This is a genomic window from Burkholderia aenigmatica (assembly GCF_902499175.1).
Classification (GTDB): Bacteria; Pseudomonadota; Gammaproteobacteria; order Burkholderiales; family Burkholderiaceae; genus Burkholderia; species Burkholderia aenigmatica.
Genome location: NZ_CABVQC010000066.1, coordinates 1 through 16,911, shown reverse-complemented (window position 1 = coordinate 16,911; position 16,911 = coordinate 1). Strand labels below are relative to the sequence as shown.

General features: G+C 68.3%; 16 protein-coding genes. 3 read left to right on the top strand and 13 right to left on the bottom strand.

Annotated elements, in window-relative coordinates:
* Positions 1-151 precede the first annotated feature (151 nt).
* The gene (locus tag BDO18943_RS33615; protein WP_175025665.1) at positions 152-871 is read right to left on the bottom strand and encodes an SDR family oxidoreductase; all 720 of its coding nucleotides are present in this window, start codon (positions 869-871) and stop codon (positions 152-154) included.
* A 146-nt stretch (positions 872-1,017) separates the two neighbouring features.
* On the opposite strand from BDO18943_RS33615, the gene csgH reads away from it, so the two are divergent.
* On the top strand, positions 1,018-1,287 hold the full coding sequence (gene csgH / locus BDO18943_RS33610; RefSeq protein WP_175025664.1) for a curli-like amyloid fiber formation chaperone CsgH: 270 nt from the start codon (positions 1,018-1,020) through the stop codon (positions 1,285-1,287).
* Between the two features lie 74 nt (positions 1,288-1,361).
* On the opposite strand, the gene BDO18943_RS33605 is transcribed toward csgH, so the two are convergent.
* From BDO18943_RS33605 to BDO18943_RS33595, 3 genes are all read right to left on the bottom strand, one after another.
* Positions 1,362-2,669: an MFS transporter gene (locus BDO18943_RS33605; protein ID WP_175025663.1), complete on the bottom strand. Its 1,308-nt coding sequence runs from the start codon at positions 2,667-2,669 to the stop codon at positions 1,362-1,364.
* A 191-nt stretch (positions 2,670-2,860) separates the two neighbouring features.
* On the bottom strand, positions 2,861-3,754 hold the full coding sequence (locus BDO18943_RS33600) for a DMT family transporter (RefSeq protein WP_175025662.1): 894 nt from the start codon (positions 3,752-3,754) through the stop codon (positions 2,861-2,863).
* A gap of 258 nt (positions 3,755-4,012) precedes the next feature.
* On the bottom strand, positions 4,013-4,924 hold the full coding sequence (locus BDO18943_RS33595) for a LysR family transcriptional regulator (RefSeq protein ID WP_175025661.1): 912 nt from the start codon (positions 4,922-4,924) through the stop codon (positions 4,013-4,015).
* A gap of 125 nt (positions 4,925-5,049) precedes the next feature.
* Here BDO18943_RS33595 and BDO18943_RS33590 point away from each other — a divergent pair, with 125 nt between their 5' ends.
* Positions 5,050-6,069, top strand: a complete 1,020-nt coding sequence (locus tag BDO18943_RS33590) for a zinc-dependent alcohol dehydrogenase family protein (protein ID WP_175025660.1) — start codon at positions 5,050-5,052, stop codon at positions 6,067-6,069.
* A gap of 60 nt (positions 6,070-6,129) precedes the next feature.
* Here the strand turns inward: BDO18943_RS33590 and BDO18943_RS33585 are convergent, their stop codons facing one another.
* From BDO18943_RS33585 to BDO18943_RS33575, 3 genes are read right to left on the bottom strand one after another with little or no spacing between them, the layout of a single operon-like run.
* A complete protein-coding gene (locus tag BDO18943_RS33585) occupies positions 6,130-7,314 on the bottom strand; it encodes a porin (protein WP_175025659.1) in 1,185 nt (394 codons plus the stop codon).
* Between the two features lie 52 nt (positions 7,315-7,366).
* Positions 7,367-8,155, bottom strand: a complete 789-nt coding sequence (locus BDO18943_RS33580) for an ABC transporter substrate-binding protein (RefSeq protein WP_089453677.1) — start codon at positions 8,153-8,155, stop codon at positions 7,367-7,369.
* Positions 8,156-8,205: 50 nt separating this feature from the next.
* Positions 8,206-9,327 carry a M20 aminoacylase family protein gene (locus BDO18943_RS33575; RefSeq protein WP_175025685.1) on the bottom strand — a complete coding sequence of 374 codons (1,122 nt, stop codon included), beginning with the start codon at positions 9,325-9,327 and terminating at the stop codon, positions 8,206-8,208.
* Between the two features lie 184 nt (positions 9,328-9,511).
* Between BDO18943_RS33575 and BDO18943_RS33570 the strand changes: the two genes are divergently transcribed.
* Positions 9,512-10,471 (top strand): LysR substrate-binding domain-containing protein, encoded by a 960-nt coding sequence (locus BDO18943_RS33570; RefSeq protein WP_043178440.1) that lies wholly within the window; start codon positions 9,512-9,514, stop codon positions 10,469-10,471.
* 42 nt (positions 10,472-10,513) lie between these two features.
* On the opposite strand, the gene BDO18943_RS33565 is transcribed toward BDO18943_RS33570, so the two are convergent.
* From BDO18943_RS33565 to BDO18943_RS33540, 6 genes are all read right to left on the bottom strand, one after another.
* Positions 10,514-12,826, bottom strand: a complete 2,313-nt coding sequence (locus tag BDO18943_RS33565) for a TonB-dependent receptor (protein ID WP_175025658.1) — start codon at positions 12,824-12,826, stop codon at positions 10,514-10,516.
* Between the two features lie 213 nt (positions 12,827-13,039).
* Positions 13,040-14,257, bottom strand: a complete 1,218-nt coding sequence (locus BDO18943_RS33560; protein ID WP_175025684.1) for an MFS transporter — start codon at positions 14,255-14,257, stop codon at positions 13,040-13,042.
* Positions 14,254-15,330, bottom strand: coding sequence for an ABC transporter substrate-binding protein (locus BDO18943_RS33555; protein WP_175025657.1), 1,077 nt, complete (start codon positions 15,328-15,330; stop codon positions 14,254-14,256). The genes BDO18943_RS33560 and BDO18943_RS33555 overlap by 4 nt, the downstream gene beginning before the upstream one ends.
* Before the next feature lie 34 nt (positions 15,331-15,364).
* Entirely contained in the window at positions 15,365-15,775 is a 411-nt protein-coding gene (locus BDO18943_RS33550) for an ExbD/TolR family protein (RefSeq protein WP_009694203.1), read from the bottom strand.
* On the bottom strand, positions 15,775-16,491 hold the full coding sequence (locus tag BDO18943_RS33545) for a MotA/TolQ/ExbB proton channel family protein (protein ID WP_175025656.1): 717 nt from the start codon (positions 16,489-16,491) through the stop codon (positions 15,775-15,777). Before BDO18943_RS33545 ends, BDO18943_RS33550 begins: the two co-directional genes overlap by 1 nt.
* A 41-nt stretch (positions 16,492-16,532) precedes the next feature.
* A partial coding sequence (locus BDO18943_RS33540; protein WP_235996258.1) for an energy transducer TonB occupies positions 16,533-16,911 on the bottom strand: 379 nt, incomplete at its 5' end.

Below are 16,911 nucleotides of genomic sequence, written 5' to 3'. Positions count from 1 at the left end.
TCGGATTCGTCACATGCTATCGGGGTGGGGGAATATGCGCGCAGGCCGCATGCGCGCCATCAGCGCACGCGTATGCGCGCGCCCGGATTGCGTGCGCAGCCGGCCGCTGCCGAGCCTCGCGTCTACCGAGCCGAATGCTTCAACTGCTGCGTCAACTACGCCCGCCGAGACTGCCGCCGCCATCCACGGCCAGCACCTGCCCCGTGACGAAGCCGGCTTCGTCCGACAGGAAAAACGCGATCGCGGCCGCCACGTCGTCGGGCGTGCCGAGCCGACGCGCGGGAATCGTCGCGAGCACCTTGCGCTCGGCTTCGCTGCCGACGGGCCGCGTCTGCCGGAACAGTTCCGTCTCGATCGGCCCCGGCGCCACCGCGTTGACGGTCACGCCATGCTCGGCCAGTTCGAGCGCCCACGTGCGCGTGCAGCCGACGAGCGCACTCTTCGCGGCGGAATACGCAGTGCGATCGAGACTGCCGAAGATCGCGCGACTGCACACGTTGACGATGCGTCCGTAGCCGCGCGCCTTCATCGCATCCGCAAAGTGCTGCGTGACCTGGATCGCAGCCCGCACGTTGAGATCGAACACCGCCTGCAGCGACTGGAAGTCGATCTGCCCGAGCGGTTGCGGCAACGCGATGCCGGCGTTGTTCACGATGCCGTCGACTTGATACTGCTCGCCGATGCGCGCAAGGGTTGCCGCGGTCCGCTCGACGTCGGCGAGATCGCACGCGAGCAATTCGCCGGGAAAGCCGATGTCCTGCGTGTGACGCGCGAGGCCGATGACGCGATGGCCGCGCTGTGCAAGCAATGCGCTGACCGCAAAGCCGATGCCGCGCGATGCGCCGGTGACGAGATACGTGCGAGATGACATGAGTGCTCCCGAAGTCCGTTCACATGAATGGCGTGAAAGCGCGTTTCCGGGGGCGGAAGCCCGGAACCTGCGCTTTCGCTGGACGATTCTACGTGCGTAACGGGAACGACGTCGTGTCGCTGCGGGTGCGGCTGTAGCAACACGGTATGTTCGCTCCGCTTCCGCATCGCCAGTCGTTTCCAACGCCGGTCGACGTGTCGTTCAGCCTGCGCATCACGAAAACTGGCGGCACGGGCTCGGCATCGCTAACGCGCGCCGGCGAATCGCGGCTCGCCGGCGGCGAGGATCGGCCGCTCGCGACGCTGCGGCTGAGCGTCGACTCGAGCGATATCTGCAACGCGACGCTGGTGCTGCACGTCAACGGCGAGCAAGCGGAGTATTCGGTGGACCGCAATCCGGACCGGGGAGCGAATTGAATCGGCGCGTCACAGCACTTGCCAGGCACGCGCCCGCCGCGTGACGCATCCGGCATCGGCGCACGCGGCGGTGGTCAGCCAACCCGCCCCGCCGCCACCTGCATCGCATGCCGCGACGCGACCCGCAATCCGAGCACGCCGCCGGCCAGCAGCGCGACCGCGACCAGCAGCAGCGCGAGGTCGTACGAATGCGTGACGTCCTTGATCCGCCCCATCACCGGCGGCAACGCGAGCCCCGCGATGTTCGCGACCGCGTTGATCAGCGCGATCGACGCGGCGGCCGTGAGACCCGACACGTATTCGGTCGTCACGGCCCAGAACACGGGCGTCGCGGCCCAGTTGAAGCCGACCGCGAGCACGAGCAGCGCATATGCGACGGGCAGCGTCGGCGTATAGATCGCCGCAATCAGCAACGCGCCGGCCAGCAGCATCGGCACGCCGAGATGCAACGCGCGTTCGCCGCCGAGATCCGAACGCCGGCCGTTCACGTACATCGCGACGCACGCGAACAGGAACGGCAGCGCGGACAGGCTGCCGACCGCGAAACTCGATTGTCCCGACAGGCTCTTCACGAGCAGCGGCAGGAACAGCGTGAGGCCGATCGTGCCGAACGCCTGCAGCAGCCAGAACGCGGCGAGCGCCCACACCTTGCCGTCGCCGAACGCACGCCGCAGCGCGACGCCGTGCGACAGGTGCTCGCGCGGCGCGGTGTCGCGCAGCGTCGCTTCGAGCCACGCGCGTTCGTCGGCCGGCAGCCAGCGCGCATGGGCGGGCGTGTCGGGCAGGCGGCGCAGCACGACGAATCCGAGCAGCAGCGCGGGCACGCCTTCGAGCAGGAACAGCCAGCGCCAGCCCTCGATGCCGAGCACGCCGTTCAGGTTCAGCAGCGCGCCGGACAGCGGCAGCCCGATCACCGACGCGAGCGTCGCGCCGATATAGAAGAACGACATCGCGCGTGCACGATCGCTCGGCGGATACCACGCGGACAGGTAGTAGATGATGCCCGGCGTGAACCCCGCTTCCGCCGCGCCGAGCAGCAGGCGCATCGCATAGAGTTGCCCCGGCGTATGGACGGTGCTCATCGCGGCTGCGACGATGCCCCACGTGATCATGATCCGCGCGATCCAGCGGCGTGCGCCGACGCGCGCGAGGAACAGGTTGCTCGGCACCTCGAACAGGATGTAGGTCACGTAGAACAGCCCCGCGCCCAGCCCGTACATCCCGGCGCTCAACCCGAGGTCGGCGTTCATCTGCAGCGCCGCGACCGAGATGTTCGAGCGGTCGATATACGCGACGAGATACAGCAGCATCAGGAACGGAATCAGGCGCAGGTTCAGGCGCCGCATCGTCGCGGCGTGCAACTGCGGGGCGGCAGCGGTCATCGGTGTGTCTCCTGGTTCGTCTCGCCCGTCTCGCGGGACGGTACGGTCGCCGCGCGCACGGCGGCGGCGTCGCGCCGCGTGAAGCGCGGCGTCATCCAGGCCAGTCTAGGAGCCGTGTGAATTTCGCGTCAATGACCGGGACGTCGTCTCGATATGTGAGATGCGCGCGGCGAGTTGCGTCCCGCGTGCGTTCAGTAGCGCATCACGAGAAACAGCCCCGCGGCCGCGAGCGCCATGCCCGGCCATGCGAGCGCGCCGATCGTCTCGCCGAGCGCCACCAGCGCGATCAGCGCGGTCGCGGGCGGAATCAGGAAGAACAGCGCCGACACGCGCGACGCCTCGCCATAGCGCACCATCGCGAGCAGCAGCGAGATCGCGATCAGCGAGTTGCAGATGACGAGGTACGCGAGCGAACCGGCGAGCCCGGCGGTCCATTGCACGTGCATCGGTTCGAGCGCGAACGCGAGCGGTGCCGTGACCGCGAGGCCGACTGCGTACTGCACGAGGTTCGCGGTGACCGGATGGACGTCGGTGCCGAAGCGTTTTTCCCACAGCGTGCCGCCGGTGATGCACGCGAGCGCGAACAGCGCGAACGCGAGCGCCCACGGCGACGCGACGTCGACCGACGAACGCGCGAGAATCACCAGCACCGCGCCCGCGGCGCCGAGCGCGAGGCCGATCCAGCGCAACACGCCAACGCGCTCGCCGGCAATCATCGGCGCGAGCAATCCGACGAGAATCGGCTGTTGCGACGTGACGAGCGCGACGGCGCCGGCCGACATGCCGAGCTTGAGGCTCAGGTACGTGAACGCGAAATAACCGGCCTGCAGCAACAGGCCGACCACGACGAGATCGCGCCATGCGCGCCTCGTGCGCGGCAACGCGGGGCGCAGCCACAGGAACGGGCCGGCGAGCAGCGCGACGACGCACGCATAGCGCAGTGCGAGGAACGTGAGCGGATCGGCATAGCGCAAGCCGAGCTTCAGGAACACGAAGCCGCTTGCCCACAGGAGCAAGAACAGCGCGGGTGCGATGCGCAACCAGCCCGGTTGCCGTGCGGCCTTCGGGGTATCGATCGTCGTCATGCGCGCTCGCGTCGGGTGGCCGGAGGGAAGTCTGCCCCGCTCGCACCGGGGCCGCGTGCGGGCCCGCGCATCACCGGCGGGCCGGATGACAGGCGAGCCTCGGTACGGTCACTGCCGTGCCGATGACGATGACAACCCGCGGTTCCCGCTTCATGACGACGTGCCCCCCCGGATATTCGGCTGCGACGATCATACGCCGCGCCAGCCGATCATGCGTCGTGGGGATGTCGCGATCGCCACGGCTCGACGCGTCACGCCTCAATCGTCCGACGCCAGCATGCGCGGTATCTCGTCGACGAGCGCATCGATGACGACGCGCACCTTCGACGGCACCTGGCGCGATGCCGGCCGCACCGCGGACACCTCGGCACCCGACACGCTGTTGCTGTCCATCACGAGCGCGAGGCGGCCGTCGCGCAGGTAAGGCGCCATCAGCCAGCACGGCAGCCACGCGAGGCCCGCGCCGGCGGCGGCGGCATCGGCGATCGCCTGCAGATCGTCGAGCCGCAGGCGGCCGGCCGGGCGATGGTCGTGCACCGCGCCGTCCGCGCCGACGACCCGCCACGGCGTCGCTTGCCCGCCGCGCGAATACGCGATGCCGACGTGCGACGCGAGTGCGTCGAGCCCCGCCGGTCGGCCATGACGTTCGAGATACGCGGGCGACGCGCAGATGCCCATGCGCTGCACGCCGAGCTTCCGGCCGACCAGCGCGCTCGTATCGGCCAGCTCGCCGATGCGCACCGCGATGTCGAAGCCGTCGTTGACCAGATCGGCCACGCGATCGCTGAACGACACGTCGATTTCGAGCCGCGGATGGCGCTCCACGAGGCGCCGCATGACGGGCGCCACGCATTGCCGCCCGAACAGCACGGGCACGCTGACGCGCAACCGCCCCGCCGGCTCGCGCTGCCCCGCGTCGAGCGCGGCCTCCGTCTCGCCGAGTTCGGCCAGCAGCCGCCGGCACTGCTCGTAATAGACGAGCCCTTCGTCGGTCAGGCCGAGCTGGCGCGTCGTGCGCTGCAGGAGCCGGGCGCCGAGACGGCGTTCGAGCCGCGCGATGACCTTCGCGACGGCCGAGCGCGTCACGCCGAGCCGCAGCGCCGCCGCCGCAAAGCTGCCTGACTCCACCACGTCGACAAATTCGGCCACGCCTCTCAGCCGCTCATCCATGCGATTACGCTCCATTGGGTCACAGGCTTGTGTCCGTACAGGCGACAGTCATCGGCCGATTTATCGCCAATGCGTCCCCGTGCGCAACACTATGATAGTCCGCTCTATCTCGAAAAGGAGCCGACATGAACGCATGGCAAGTGAAACCGAGCGACGGCGTGGCCGGGCTTCGGCGCATCGACGCGCCGCGCCGCGCGGTCGGGCCGACCGACGTCGTCGTGAAGATCCACTCGGCCGGACTGAACTATCGCGACCTGATGTTCGCGCGCGGCGACTATCTCGGCATCGGCACGGACGCGCTGATTCCGGTTGCCGACGGCGCCGGCGAAGTCATCGAAACCGGCCGCGACGTCACGCGCTTCAAGCCGGGCGATCGCGTGATCAACACGTACTTCCCGCATTGGCTCGACGGGCCGCCGACGCCGCAGAAAGTCTCCGGGTCGCCCGGCGCGCAATTCGACGGCGTGCTGGCCGAACATTTCGTGTCGGACGAAGCCGCGCTGGTCGCGATTCCCGCGCATCTGAACTACGACGAGGCGGCGACGCTGTCGTGCGCGGGCATCACTGCCTGGAACGCGCTGTTCGAAGACGGTGGCCTGGGGCCTGGCGCCACCGTGGTGCTGCTCGGCACGGGCGGCGTGTCGATCGTCGCGCTGCAGCTCGCGCATGCGGCGGGGCTGCGCACGATCGTCACGTCGTCGAGCGATGCGAAGCTCGAACGCGCCCGCGCACTTGGTGCGGACGCAACGATCAACTATCGCGCGACGCCCGAATGGCAGCACGAAGTGCTGGGGCTCACCGGCGGCGCAGGGGCGGATCTGGTCGTTGAAGTCGGCGGCAAGGATACGCTGCCGCGCTCGGTCGCCGCGACGAAGATGGGCGGCATCGTATCGGTGATCGGCGGCCTCAGCAGTTTCGGCGGCCCCGAACTCGGGCTGCTGTCGCTGATCGGCGGGATCCGGCAGCTGCACGGCATCATGGTCGGCAGCCGCACGATGCTCGACGACGTCGTGCGGCTCGTCGACGCAAAGCAGATCAAGCCGGTGGTCGATCGCGTGTTCGGCTTCGACGAAGCGCCGCAGGCGTATGCGTACCTGCAGTCGGGGCAGCACTTCGGCAAGGTGGTGATTCGCGTCGCGCAGTAAGCGCGTCGAGGCGACGGGCCGTTTGGCCCGCCGCCTCAACGCCTCTTCCGCATCGCCCCGTCAGAACTTGTGACGAATCCCCGCGTGAACCATCAGCTGCTTCGACGTCGACGACAAGTCCGCCGCACCGGGAATATAGGCCTGGTCGAGCGACGAGCCCGTCGCATCGCCCGCAACCCGCTGATACGCGCCCATCAGATACACGTCCGTGCGCTTCGACAGGTTGTAGTCGGCCATCAGCCCGAGCGAATGGATCTTCGGCTTCGCGCTGCCCGTCGTCGCGTCGTAGCGCACCGTCGTGTACACGTACTGCGCACCGACGAACAGCGCGGGCGTGAACTGGTATTTGCCGTTCACCTCGAAGTTCTGGTACTTGATCGACGACACCGTGCCGCCCGCGAGCGGGCCGGTCACCGGCTCGATCGTTTCGTCGCCGAACAGGTAGCCGACATTCGCAGTCGGCCGCGTGACGTTGCTGTTCGTGTACGCGAACCCGAGTGTCGCGGGTCCCGCCGTGTAGTTGATGCCCGCACCGAAGATCCGCAGCCGCGCCGACGCGAAGTTCGCATCGGCGCCGACCGATCCCGACCCCGCGATCGCGCCGCCCGACGTCGCACCCGGGTTGTCCGCATTCAGGAAGGCCGCGCCGACGAGCAGCCCGCCCTGCTCATATTGCGCGCCGATGCTCCACTGCCGGTTGTTCGCGAAGCCCGTGTCGTTGCTGAAGCTGTACGTGCCGCCGAACGAGAAGCCGGCGAAATCCGGGCTCGCGTACTTGACCGTGTTGTTCACGCGGAATGTGTTACCGGTGTTGTCGTTGTCGAGCGGATGCGAGAACGGATAGACGCCCCAGCTGCCGTTCGCGGTCGTCGGCGCGAGATAGTCGACCACCGCATCGTATTGCCGGCCGAGCGTCAACGTGCCGAAACGCGCGCTGCCGAGGCCGACGTAGGCCTGCCGCCCGAACATGCGGCCGCCCTGTGCAAGCGTGCCGCTGTTCACGTTGAAGCCGTTCTCGATCTGGAACAGCGCGCTGTAGCCGCCGCCCAGATCCTCGGTGCCCTTCAGCCCCCAGCGGCTGCCTTGCGCGAAACCGCTCGCCATCTGCCACGCGCTGTGGCCGCCGACGTTGTTCGTGTAGTCGATGCCTGCATCGACGAGGCCGTACAGCGTGACACTGCCCTGCGCGAACGCGGGCGCTGCACACAGCGCCGGAATCGCGACGAATAACGATCTCCAGTTCATTCGTTTTCCTTATTGATATTTTCGTGACTGCCCGCTTGGCGGGCATCGCAGCTTACTTCGCGCCGTAGATGTCGAAGTCGAAGTACTTCTTGTTGATGCGCTGGTACGTGCCGTTCGCGAGGATCGTCGCGAGCGCGCGGTTGAAGGCGTCGCGCAGGTCGTTGTCCTGCTTGCGCAGCCCGAGCCCGTCGCCCTGTCCGAAATACTTCACGTCGTCGATCGCCGCACCGACGAACGCGAAATCCTTGCCCTGCGGTTTCTTCAGGAAGCCGTCGCTGGCTGCGATCGATGCCTGGAACGCGGCGTCGAGCCGGCCCGTCACGAGATCTGCATAGACCTGATCCTGGTTCTGGTACGACACGATCTGCACGCCGGCCGGCTGCCAGTTCGCGACCGCGTAGTCCGCCTGCGCGGAGCCCTGCTCGACACCCACGCGCTTGCCCTTCAGCGCGTCGGCCGTCGGCAGCAACGGCGAACCCTTGCGCGCGATGAGGCGCGCCGGCGCATTCGAGATCCGGTTCGTGAAGGCGATCTGCTGCTGCCGCTTCGGCGTGATCGTCATCGACGACGCGATCACGTCGAATTTGCGTGCGAGCAGCCCCGGAATCATCCCGTCGAAACTCGACTCGACCCACACGCAGCGCGCATGCAGCTCCGCGCACAACGCATTCGTGATGTCGATTCCGAAGCCCGTCAGCGTGCCGTCGGGCAGCTTGTATTCGAGCGGCGGGTAAGTCGGATCGACCGCGAGGCGGATCTCCTTGCCCGCCCAGTCGCCCGCGTGCGCCGCGCTTGCCGCCAGCGCCATCGCGAGCACTGCCATCCGTTTCCATTGCTTCATTGCCAGTCTCCTTCCTTGTGTGAATCGTCAGTCAAAATCGTGCAGGCCCGTCACGCGAGGTAGCGTTCCGCCAGCGCAATCCAGTAGCTCGCGCCCGTGGCGAGGCACGCGTCGTTGAAGTCGTAGCCGGGGTGGTGCAGCCCGCATCCAGCGGCGCCGTCGCCGTTGCCGATCGACAGATAGCTGCCGGGGCACGCGTTCAGCATGAACGCGAAGTCCTCGCTGGCCGCGATCGGCCGCAGATGCGGGATCAGCGCGCCATCGCCGCCCCATTCGCGGGCGACGTCGCGCGCAAACGCGGTTTCCGCCGCGTGATTGACGAGCACCGGGTACTCGTGCCGATAGTCGATCTCGGCCGTCGCGCCATAGCTCGCGGCTTGCCCGTGCACGATCTCGCGAATGCGCCGTTCGAGCAGCGCGCGTACGTCCGGCGACAGCGCACGCACGCTGAGTGCGAGTTCCGCATGCGGCGGGATCACGTTCGATGCGGTGCCCGCGTGGATCGAGCCGGCCGTCACGATCGCCAGCTCCTGCGGATTCACGTTGCGCGACACGACGGTCTGCAGCGCCATCACGATCGACGCGCAGACGACCACCGGATCGATCGTCGTATGCGGCGCCGCGCCATGCCCGCCGCGCCCGATCACGCGCACGCGCACCTCGTCGGCCGATGCCATCGCCGGGCCATCGCAGAAGCCGAGCACGCCAGCCGGCAGGCCCGGCACGTTGTGCATCGCGTACACCGCATCGCACGGAAACTGCTCGAACAGCCCGTCGTCGATCATCCGCTTCGCACCGCCGAGCCCTTCCTCGGCCGGCTGGAAAATCAGGTTCAGCGTGCCCGTGAAGCGGCCGCGCTCGGCCACGCAGCGCGCCGCCGCGAGCAGCATCGCCGTATGGCCGTCGTGACCGCATGCGTGCATCACGCCGTCGCACCGGCTCGCATGCGGCAGACCGGTCGTCTCGCGGATCGGCAGCGCGTCCATGTCCGCGCGCAGCCCGAGCCGTTTCCCGGCGCCGCGCGTCAATGTGCCGACCACGCCCGTGCCGCCGAGCCCGCGCGTCACCCGATAACCCCACGTTGTCAGGCAGCCGGCCACGAGGTCGCTCGTCGCATGCTCCTCGAAGCCGAGCTCCGGATGCGCGTGCAGCCGGCGGCGCAGCGCGATCATTTCCGTCTCGATGGCCGCCATTTCCGGCACGATAGGTTTGTGGTCCAACCCCGATTCTCCTCGATGCATTCCGGTTGCCGATCGCCCGAATGACCGATCGTGACCGCATCGTAGGCAGCGAAAATCCCGGCGAACAGCCGCGGTTTCGTTATGATGACAACCTTTCGTTGTCGGGTATCGCACCATGAGCACGATCAAGCTGCATCAGCTGCAGGCGCTCGTCGCGAGCGCGGAGGCCGGGAGTATTCGCGGCGCGGCGCGCACCCTCGGGCTGTCGCAGGCGGCCGTCACGCGTGCGCTGCGCGAACTGGAGGCCAGCGAACGCCTGCCGCTACTGGTCCGCGCACCGGAGGGGATCGGCTTCACCGACTACGGCAAGACGCTGCTCACGCATGCGAAGCTCGTGCTGAAGCAGCTCGAACACGCGCAGAGCGATCTCGAACGCATGCGTGGCCGCGTCGAAGGCCGGCTGAGCATCGGCGTGACACCGTGGCTCACGATGACCTTCCTCGCGGAAACGGTGCTGCGCTTTCGCGAGCAGATGCCCGACGTGCGTCTCGAACTCTACGAAGCGCTGATGGCGGTCGCGCAGCCGCTGTTGCGCGATGGCAGCATGGACTTCGCGCTCGGGCACGTGCAACCCGGCGGCACGCAGGAATTCGCGTTCGAGCCGATGCTGCGCTACGAAACCGCGGTGATGGTTCGCGCCGGCCATCCGCGCGAGCACGCGCGGTCGATCCACGACCTGGTCGAGAACGACTGGGTGCTGAATTTCGCGGCCGACGGGCAGGCCGCGCTCGTCGACTACCTGTTCACACGCCATGGTGCCGAAATCGACGAACGGCGCATCGTGCGCGCGCAGTCGGTGGCGATGCTGCAGACGATGCTCGAACAGGCCGACATGTGCACCTGGTGCCCGACGATCCTCGCGGCCGTGCCGCCGTTCGGCGAACGGATGCGCGCGTTGCAGCTGAAGGAAACCTTCGAGCCGCGCGACCTCGGGATCGTCACGCGGCGCAGCAGCACGCTGAGCGACGCCGCGCGCTGCTTCATCGACTGCCTGCTGCACGTGATCCGCCGCCATGCGCGATCGGCACGCAAGGCGGATCTCGCGCTGTTCAGGACACTGTCGCTGCTGATCTGACGCGCGGCAAACGCGGCTCGCCACCGCGTCGCCTGCCGCCCGTCAGATCTTTGCGGTCAGCGTGATCCCGACCGTGCGCGGATCGCCGTACAGCGCCGGATACGCGCCATACGACGGCAGCAGCTCGAGCTTCTTGTAGACCTTGTTGGTCAGGTTCGTCACGTAGCCCGTCACGATGTACTTCTGGTTCGGCGTCGTGTAGGACACGTGCGCGTTCAGCACCGTGTAGCCGCCCTGCCAGAGCTGCGGCATCGTCTGCCGCGTCGCGCTGAAGTATTCGCGGCTGCGGTAATTCACGTCGCCGCCGGCCGTCAGCGTGCCGAACGACACCGGCACGCGATAGTCGAAGCCGGCGTTGAGCGTCGTATGCGGCGCGCGCGCGAACGAGTTGCCGACGGCGGTCGGCACGTTGCGGAACTCCGTGTAGCGCGTGTTCAGCATCCCGAGGTTCGCGAACAGGTAGAGGCTGTTGACCGGCTGCGCCTTCAGCTCCAGCTCGAAGCCATCCGCGCGCCCCTGCCCCGCATTCGACAGCGTCGATACCGGCGGGCCGCCGAACGGGTTCGGCGCGAGCGCGAACACCTGGATGTCGTGATAGTCGTAGTGGAACACGCTCGCGTTGACGATCAGCCGCTTGTCGAACCATTCGCTCTTGATGCCGGCCTCGTAATCGGTCAGGTACTCGGGCGATACGGTCGACACCGTGCTCTGCGTATATGCGTTGCCGTTGTAGCCGCCCGACCGGAAGCCGCGCGCATAGCGGAAATACGCGCGCACGTTGCTGCTGAGCGCGTATTCGGGCGTGAGATCCCAGGTCGGCGCGCGCCACGTGTTCGTCTGGTTCTGCCTTGCGCTGACCGCCAGCGGCGACGACACCGACGACGGCTCCCACCAGCTGCCCGGATTGCTGAACGCGACGTTGCCGGTGTCCTGCAGCCCGGTCAGGTTGATGTTCTTGCGCTCGATCGTGTAACGCAGCCCGCCCGTCACGTTGAAGCGGTCGGTGAACCGGTACTTCACGCTGCCGAAGATCGCCGCGCTCTGCGTATGCTGCGTGAGGTCGGTCAGGTGGTAGAACGCGGGCGACGGCGAGCCCGGCAGGCCGCCGCCGGCGCCCTGCTCGGCCAGTTGCTCGGTGAACAGGTGGGTGCCGACGAGCCAGCTCAGCCGGTCGCTCTGCGGCGATTCGAGCCGGAATTCCTGCGAGAACTGGCGGCTCGACAAGCGATCGTGCGAGCGTGCGGCGTCGAACGCGGAATAGTCCTCGTCGTCCTGGTACCAGCGGTGCAGCCCTTCGAACGCGGTGATCGACGTCAGCGTCACCGCCGGGTTGATGCGCCAGTGCGCGGTGAGCGACGTGCCCCAGGTCGAGATGTGATCGCTCGACGGCGCGTTGAGCGACACCGTGTACGGATCGCTCGACCCGACGAAGCCGAACTGGTTAGCGCCGCCCGGCCCCGCACCCTGCGCATGCCATGCGTTGCCGCCACCCGTGTAGTTGCGGCCGTGGATGTTGAACAGGAAGTCGGTATCCGACGTCGGTACGGCCAGCACCTGGAAGCGCACCGCGTTGTCGTGGAAGCCGCCGAAGCGCCCTTGCTGCACGGTGTTCGTGTAGAAGCTGTCGGCGTTCTCGTGATACACCGACACGCGTGCGGCCAGCACGTCGTTCTTGCCGATCGGCCCGCCGATCGCGGCTTCCGCGAGCCGGCTGTTGTACTGGCCGAGCCCGATCTTGCCGTAGCCGCTCACATCGAAGGTCGGCTTCTGCGACGTGATGCTGAGCGCGCCGCCGACCGTATTCTTGCCCCACAGCGTGCCCTGCGGGCCGCGCAGCACTTCGATGTGATCGAGGTCGAACAGCGGGAAGCCCTGCCCGAATACGCTGTTGATGTAGACGTCGTCGAAGTACACGCCGACCGGGCTCAGCGACAGGTCCGACGGATCGTTGCTGCCGACGCCGCGCAGGAACCAGCGCGGCCGCTCGCGGCCCTCGGTCGATTGTCCGGTAAAGTTCGGCACGTACTTCGTCACGTCGTTGATCACGCGCAGCTCGTTGTTCTTGATCGCGTCGCCGCTCAGCGCGCTCACCGCGACCGGCACGTCCTGGATGCGCTCCTTGCGCCGGCGCGCGGTCACCGTCACCGTGCCGAGGTTCGTTTCGCGCGCGGCCGTGCCGCGCGTCGCGCGGGCCGCCTTCGGTGCGGCCACGGCGGCATCCGCCGTGCCCTGTTGTTCCGGCTTCGCGTCCGGTGCCGCCGTTACCGCGCCCTCTTCCGCCCATGCGGGCAACGATACGGCCCCGCCCGTCAGCAGTCCCCCCAGCGCGGTGACGATTAGTTTTTTCCTGAACATCGATGAGTCATCCTGTTTGATCGGTTGAACGCACGTGCGTGCGCGACGCACGGGGTACCTATTGCAATTCGGATGCCAGCATCGAGAAACCCGTCGCACGGGGCTTCCGGCGCGCGTGCGGTGCAGGTGTTGCTGCATGCGCATCTGTGAAGGGAAGCAAACTGCTTGTCACGCAACACCGCGCGGATCACGCCATACCCGGTCCGCTGGTCGTCAGGAGAGCTTTTCAGTCACGCGCTGCGATGCATCGCGCCGCCCATGTGCGATGCGCAACGCGAACGCAACCAGCACGACGACGGGCAGCCAGCACAGAAACACGGCCTGCAACCCGACAACCGGCACGAGCGCGCTGCCGGCCAGCGGGCCGCAGAACGCGCCCGTCATCGACGCGAGGTTGTAGAGGCTCGACACCTGGCTCTTGTCGGCCGGGTGCCGGCCGAGACGCTGCATGTTGACGAGATGCAGCAGCGACGAGCCGGCGCACAGCGCGGCGAGCCCGGCGGCGACGATCCATGCGTCATGCGCGAGACCCAGCGCGAGCAACCCGGCCACGCCGCCGGCAAGACTGAGCGACTGGCAACGGCGCGCCGTCATCCGCTGCGCGACATGCCCCAGCCCGAACAGCGCGATCACCGCGACGACACCCTGCAGCGTCAGCAGCGCGACGGCTTTCGTCTGGGACAGCCCGAGCGACTGGATCGCGAGCACCACCGTGTATGCGCCGGCCAGCGAACGCGTTGCACTGTTCACTGCCTCCAGCACGAGCTGCTCGCGCACGTCGTGGCTCCACGCGAGTGTCAGCAAAGCGCGCAGGCCACCGGTTTCCGGTTGCCCACCGCGCGGCGCAGGCTCCGCGTCGCCGAGCAGCGTCCGGCTGAACAGCGCCATGCCCGCGAAGCTCGCCGACGCCGCGCAGAACGTTGCGACCGCGCCATGCGCGCCGATCAGCCCGCTCGCGAGCCACGGCCCGACCATGCCGGTTCCGACCGACATCGCCGCGCGGTACCAGCCGGCACGTGCGAGGCCGATCTGCGCGAGACGCGCGAGAAACACGCCGTTGATCGACACGATCCGGAACGGGATGCACAGCCCGATCAACACTTGCGTGAGCGCAATCAGCGGCCATGCGCCGGCAAACGGCACGACGAGATTGAGCAGCATCGGCCCCATGCTCGCGACGAAGTACACGCGCCGTGCGCCGTAGCGCGCGACGAGCAGCCCGGCCGGCAGCGTCATCAACGCGATGCCGAGCGGCTCCATCGCGGCGATGATGCCGAGCCGCGCGCTGTCGACCCCAAGTGCGAGCGCGTACAGCGTCGTCGCGAGCTGCGCCATGCTGATCGTCGTGCCGCTCGCGAGCGCCAGCAGCATGAAGCCGCCGGTGAAGCGCTCGCGCCGCCAGGCGTCGGCGACGCGTGGCGGCGCGCTCACCGCGCGGCGTCGCGAGACCGCGTCGCGATGCCGTCGAGCGCGCGCCGGTCGATCCATGCGCGCACGTCGAAGTCGGCAGGCAGGAACTGCCATTCGACGAGGAAACGCTTGAAATCGTCGAGTGCGGCGATCGACGCTTCGTCGAGATCCGTGCGCAGCCGCCGATGGACGTCCGCGCCGTAGGCGAGCCGCAGCCAGTCATGGCCCGATCCCGTCTCGCGGCCGAGATAGCCGAGCACTTCCTGCTCGTGCTCGCGCGCCCAGCCGTCGACCTCGGTCACGCGCGCGAGGAAGCGGCTGACGATGTCGGGATGGCTGTCGAGCGTCGACGCATTGACGGTCAGCGGCCGCGGTGACCCATTGTTGATGCGGATCTGCGGATCGGGATGAAAGCCGATGTCGACGACCGGCTGCGCACCGATCAGGTACGCGGTTTCGAGCCCGAGCGAACCTTTCACGTAGATCGCGTCGACCTCGCCGCGCACGAGCGCGGCCGCTTCGGCCGCATAGAGCCGCCGGCTGGACAGGCTCGCGGGATGGGTGAATGCCGCGTCGCGCGTGAGCGGCGTCGATACGGGGGCGCGCAGGTTCGACGCGGGCACGTCGACCCATTCGACTTCGGCGGGGCCGAGCCCGTCGAGCGACAGCGCGCTGATGAAGCCGCGCAGCGCCGCCGCGCGGAAGATGTCGATGCGCTCGCCGTCGCGACGCGGCAGGCCGATGCGGCGCCCGCGCAAATCCTTCGGCCGCTTCAGGCCGCGTTCCGGCAGCGCGACGATCGCTTGCGCCTCGTCGATCCAGGTCAGCGCGACCACCCGCGTGTCGGCGCCGGCCGCGCGCGCCCATAGCGCCGGAATGCTGCCGCCCTGCCGGAATGCGTTGTCGAGGGAATGATCGACGTGCGCTTGATGCAGCGTCGCGTGCCGGCTTTCCTGCAGCGCGCGCACGGTGATGCCGTCGCCGGCGAATTCGCTGTCGAGCCAGCCGAGATGGGCGGCGATGCCGAGCGGCGTCGGCACCGGACAGCGTGTGTACCAGATCGACTGGACGTTGTGTGAGGCCGTGATGCTCATGGATGCGTTCGGAAGAGGAGTCGTAAGCCGCGCATCAGCCGCGCGGCGCGGTGAGCACCGATAGCCGCGTGATGCCCGCATGCTCGATCGCGGCCATCAGCTTCGCGACGGTGCCGTACGGCACGTGCTCGTCGGCCTGCAGGTCGAGCGCGACATCGGGCCGGCCGGCCTTCAGCGCGGCCAGCTCGGCCGGCACCGCTGCCAGGGCGACCGCGCGCTTGTCGAGATACACGACGCCCTTGTCGTCGACGCTCACGGTAACGTTCGGCTTGCGATCGGCCGGCGCCGTGGCAACGGTGTTCGGCAGATTCACGTGGACCGCGTTGTTGAGCAGCGGCGCCGTGACGATGAACGCGACGAGCAGCACGAGCATCACGTCGACGAGCGGCGTGATGTTGATTTCGCTGAGCACGTCGTCGTTGTCGGAGGAAGAGGAGAAAGCCATTATGCGAACGCCTCCTGACGGGTGTCGTCGGCACGGCGTGCCGGTGCGGGCGCTGCGGTGGCGGCCGGCACGCGGAAGCCGGCCTTCTGTGCGAGCGTGACGAAATCGGTGGCGAAGGCATCGAGGTCGGCCGACGCGGCCTTCACGCGGCGCACGAAGAAGTTGTACCCGAGCACGGCCGGCACGGCGACCGCGATGCCGATCCCGGTCGCGACCAGCGCCTCGCCGATCGGCCCGGCGACGACGTCGATGCTCGCCGACGCGCTGTGCGCGATCGCGGTCAGCGCGTGGATGATGCCGAACACGGTGCCGAACAGGCCGACGAACGGCGCGGTGCTGCCGATCGACGCGAGCACCGCCAGCCCCGCCTCCTCGCGCCGGCGCGCGTTGTGGATCTGCTGGCGCAGATGGCGTTCGAGCAGGTCGTGACGGCTCCAGCTGTGTTCGAGATCGTGTGCGCTGCTCTCGTCGGCGCGCCGCAGCGCGTCGAAGCCCGTCGCGGCGAGTTCACCCACCGGGCTGTTCGCGCTGTCGAGCGAGGCGGCCTCGTGAAAGCTGTTCGCGGCCCAGAACGCGCTCGTGTAGCGCCGGTTGCGCGCGCTCGCCCGCAGGCTCTGGATCGCCTTCACGACGATCAGCGTCCACGTGACGACGGAGAAGACGACGAGCAGCCAGAGCGCGCCCTGGACGATGAAGGTGGTCGGGATACCGTTCATGATGTGAGTTCCTTGGAAAATGTGACGGGCCGCCCGGCGGGTCAGCCCAGCTTGAAATCGATCGGCACGTTGACCCAGCCGTCGACCGCTTCGTCGCCGCGCTTCGCGGGCACGAACGTCCAGCGCTTCACCGCGGCCACCGCCGCGTTGTCGAGCATGCGGCGGCCGCTGCTCGTGCGGACGTCGACGGAATCGGGCGTGCCGTTCGCCAGCACGTGCACGCGCAGCACGACGCGCCCTTCCCAGCCCTGGTCCTGCGCGAACGCCGGATAGTCGGGCGCCGGGTTGCGCAGGTAGGCCGCGTCGCCGATCGGTGCGGTTTCGCGCACGGGTGCGGCCGGCGCAGCCGGCGCGGGAGCCGGCGCGGCGGCGGCCGGTGCCACCGTCGCGGGTGCCGCCTCGCGGGTGACTTGCGGCGTG

Excerpts from the sequence above, each read along its gene's own strand:
- BDO18943_RS33615 (WP_175025665.1), bottom strand. The coding sequence starts at position 871 with ATGTCATCTCGCACGTATCTCGTCACCGGCGCATCGCGCGGCATCGGC.
- csgH (WP_175025664.1), top strand. The coding sequence starts at position 1,018 with ATGTTCGCTCCGCTTCCGCATCGCCAGTCGTTTCCAACGCCGGTCGAC.
- BDO18943_RS33605 (WP_175025663.1), bottom strand. The coding sequence starts at position 2,669 with ATGACCGCTGCCGCCCCGCAGTTGCACGCCGCGACGATGCGGCGCCTG.
- BDO18943_RS33600 (WP_175025662.1), bottom strand. The coding sequence starts at position 3,754 with ATGACGACGATCGATACCCCGAAGGCCGCACGGCAACCGGGCTGGTTG.
- BDO18943_RS33595 (WP_175025661.1), bottom strand. The coding sequence starts at position 4,924 with ATGGATGAGCGGCTGAGAGGCGTGGCCGAATTTGTCGACGTGGTGGAG.
- BDO18943_RS33590 (WP_175025660.1), top strand. The coding sequence starts at position 5,050 with ATGAACGCATGGCAAGTGAAACCGAGCGACGGCGTGGCCGGGCTTCGG.
- BDO18943_RS33585 (WP_175025659.1), bottom strand. The coding sequence starts at position 7,314 with ATGAACTGGAGATCGTTATTCGTCGCGATTCCGGCGCTGTGTGCAGCG.
- BDO18943_RS33580 (WP_089453677.1), bottom strand. The coding sequence starts at position 8,155 with ATGAAGCAATGGAAACGGATGGCAGTGCTCGCGATGGCGCTGGCGGCA.
- BDO18943_RS33575 (WP_175025685.1), bottom strand. The coding sequence starts at position 9,327 with ATGATCGCGCTGCGCCGCCGGCTGCACGCGCATCCGGAGCTCGGCTTC.
- BDO18943_RS33570 (WP_043178440.1), top strand. The coding sequence starts at position 9,512 with ATGAGCACGATCAAGCTGCATCAGCTGCAGGCGCTCGTCGCGAGCGCG.
- BDO18943_RS33565 (WP_175025658.1), bottom strand. The coding sequence starts at position 12,826 with ATGTTCAGGAAAAAACTAATCGTCACCGCGCTGGGGGGACTGCTGACG.
- BDO18943_RS33555 (WP_175025657.1), bottom strand. The coding sequence starts at position 15,330 with ATGAGCATCACGGCCTCACACAACGTCCAGTCGATCTGGTACACACGC.
- BDO18943_RS33550 (WP_009694203.1), bottom strand. The coding sequence starts at position 15,775 with ATGGCTTTCTCCTCTTCCTCCGACAACGACGACGTGCTCAGCGAAATC.
- BDO18943_RS33545 (WP_175025656.1), bottom strand. The coding sequence starts at position 16,491 with ATGAACGGTATCCCGACCACCTTCATCGTCCAGGGCGCGCTCTGGCTG.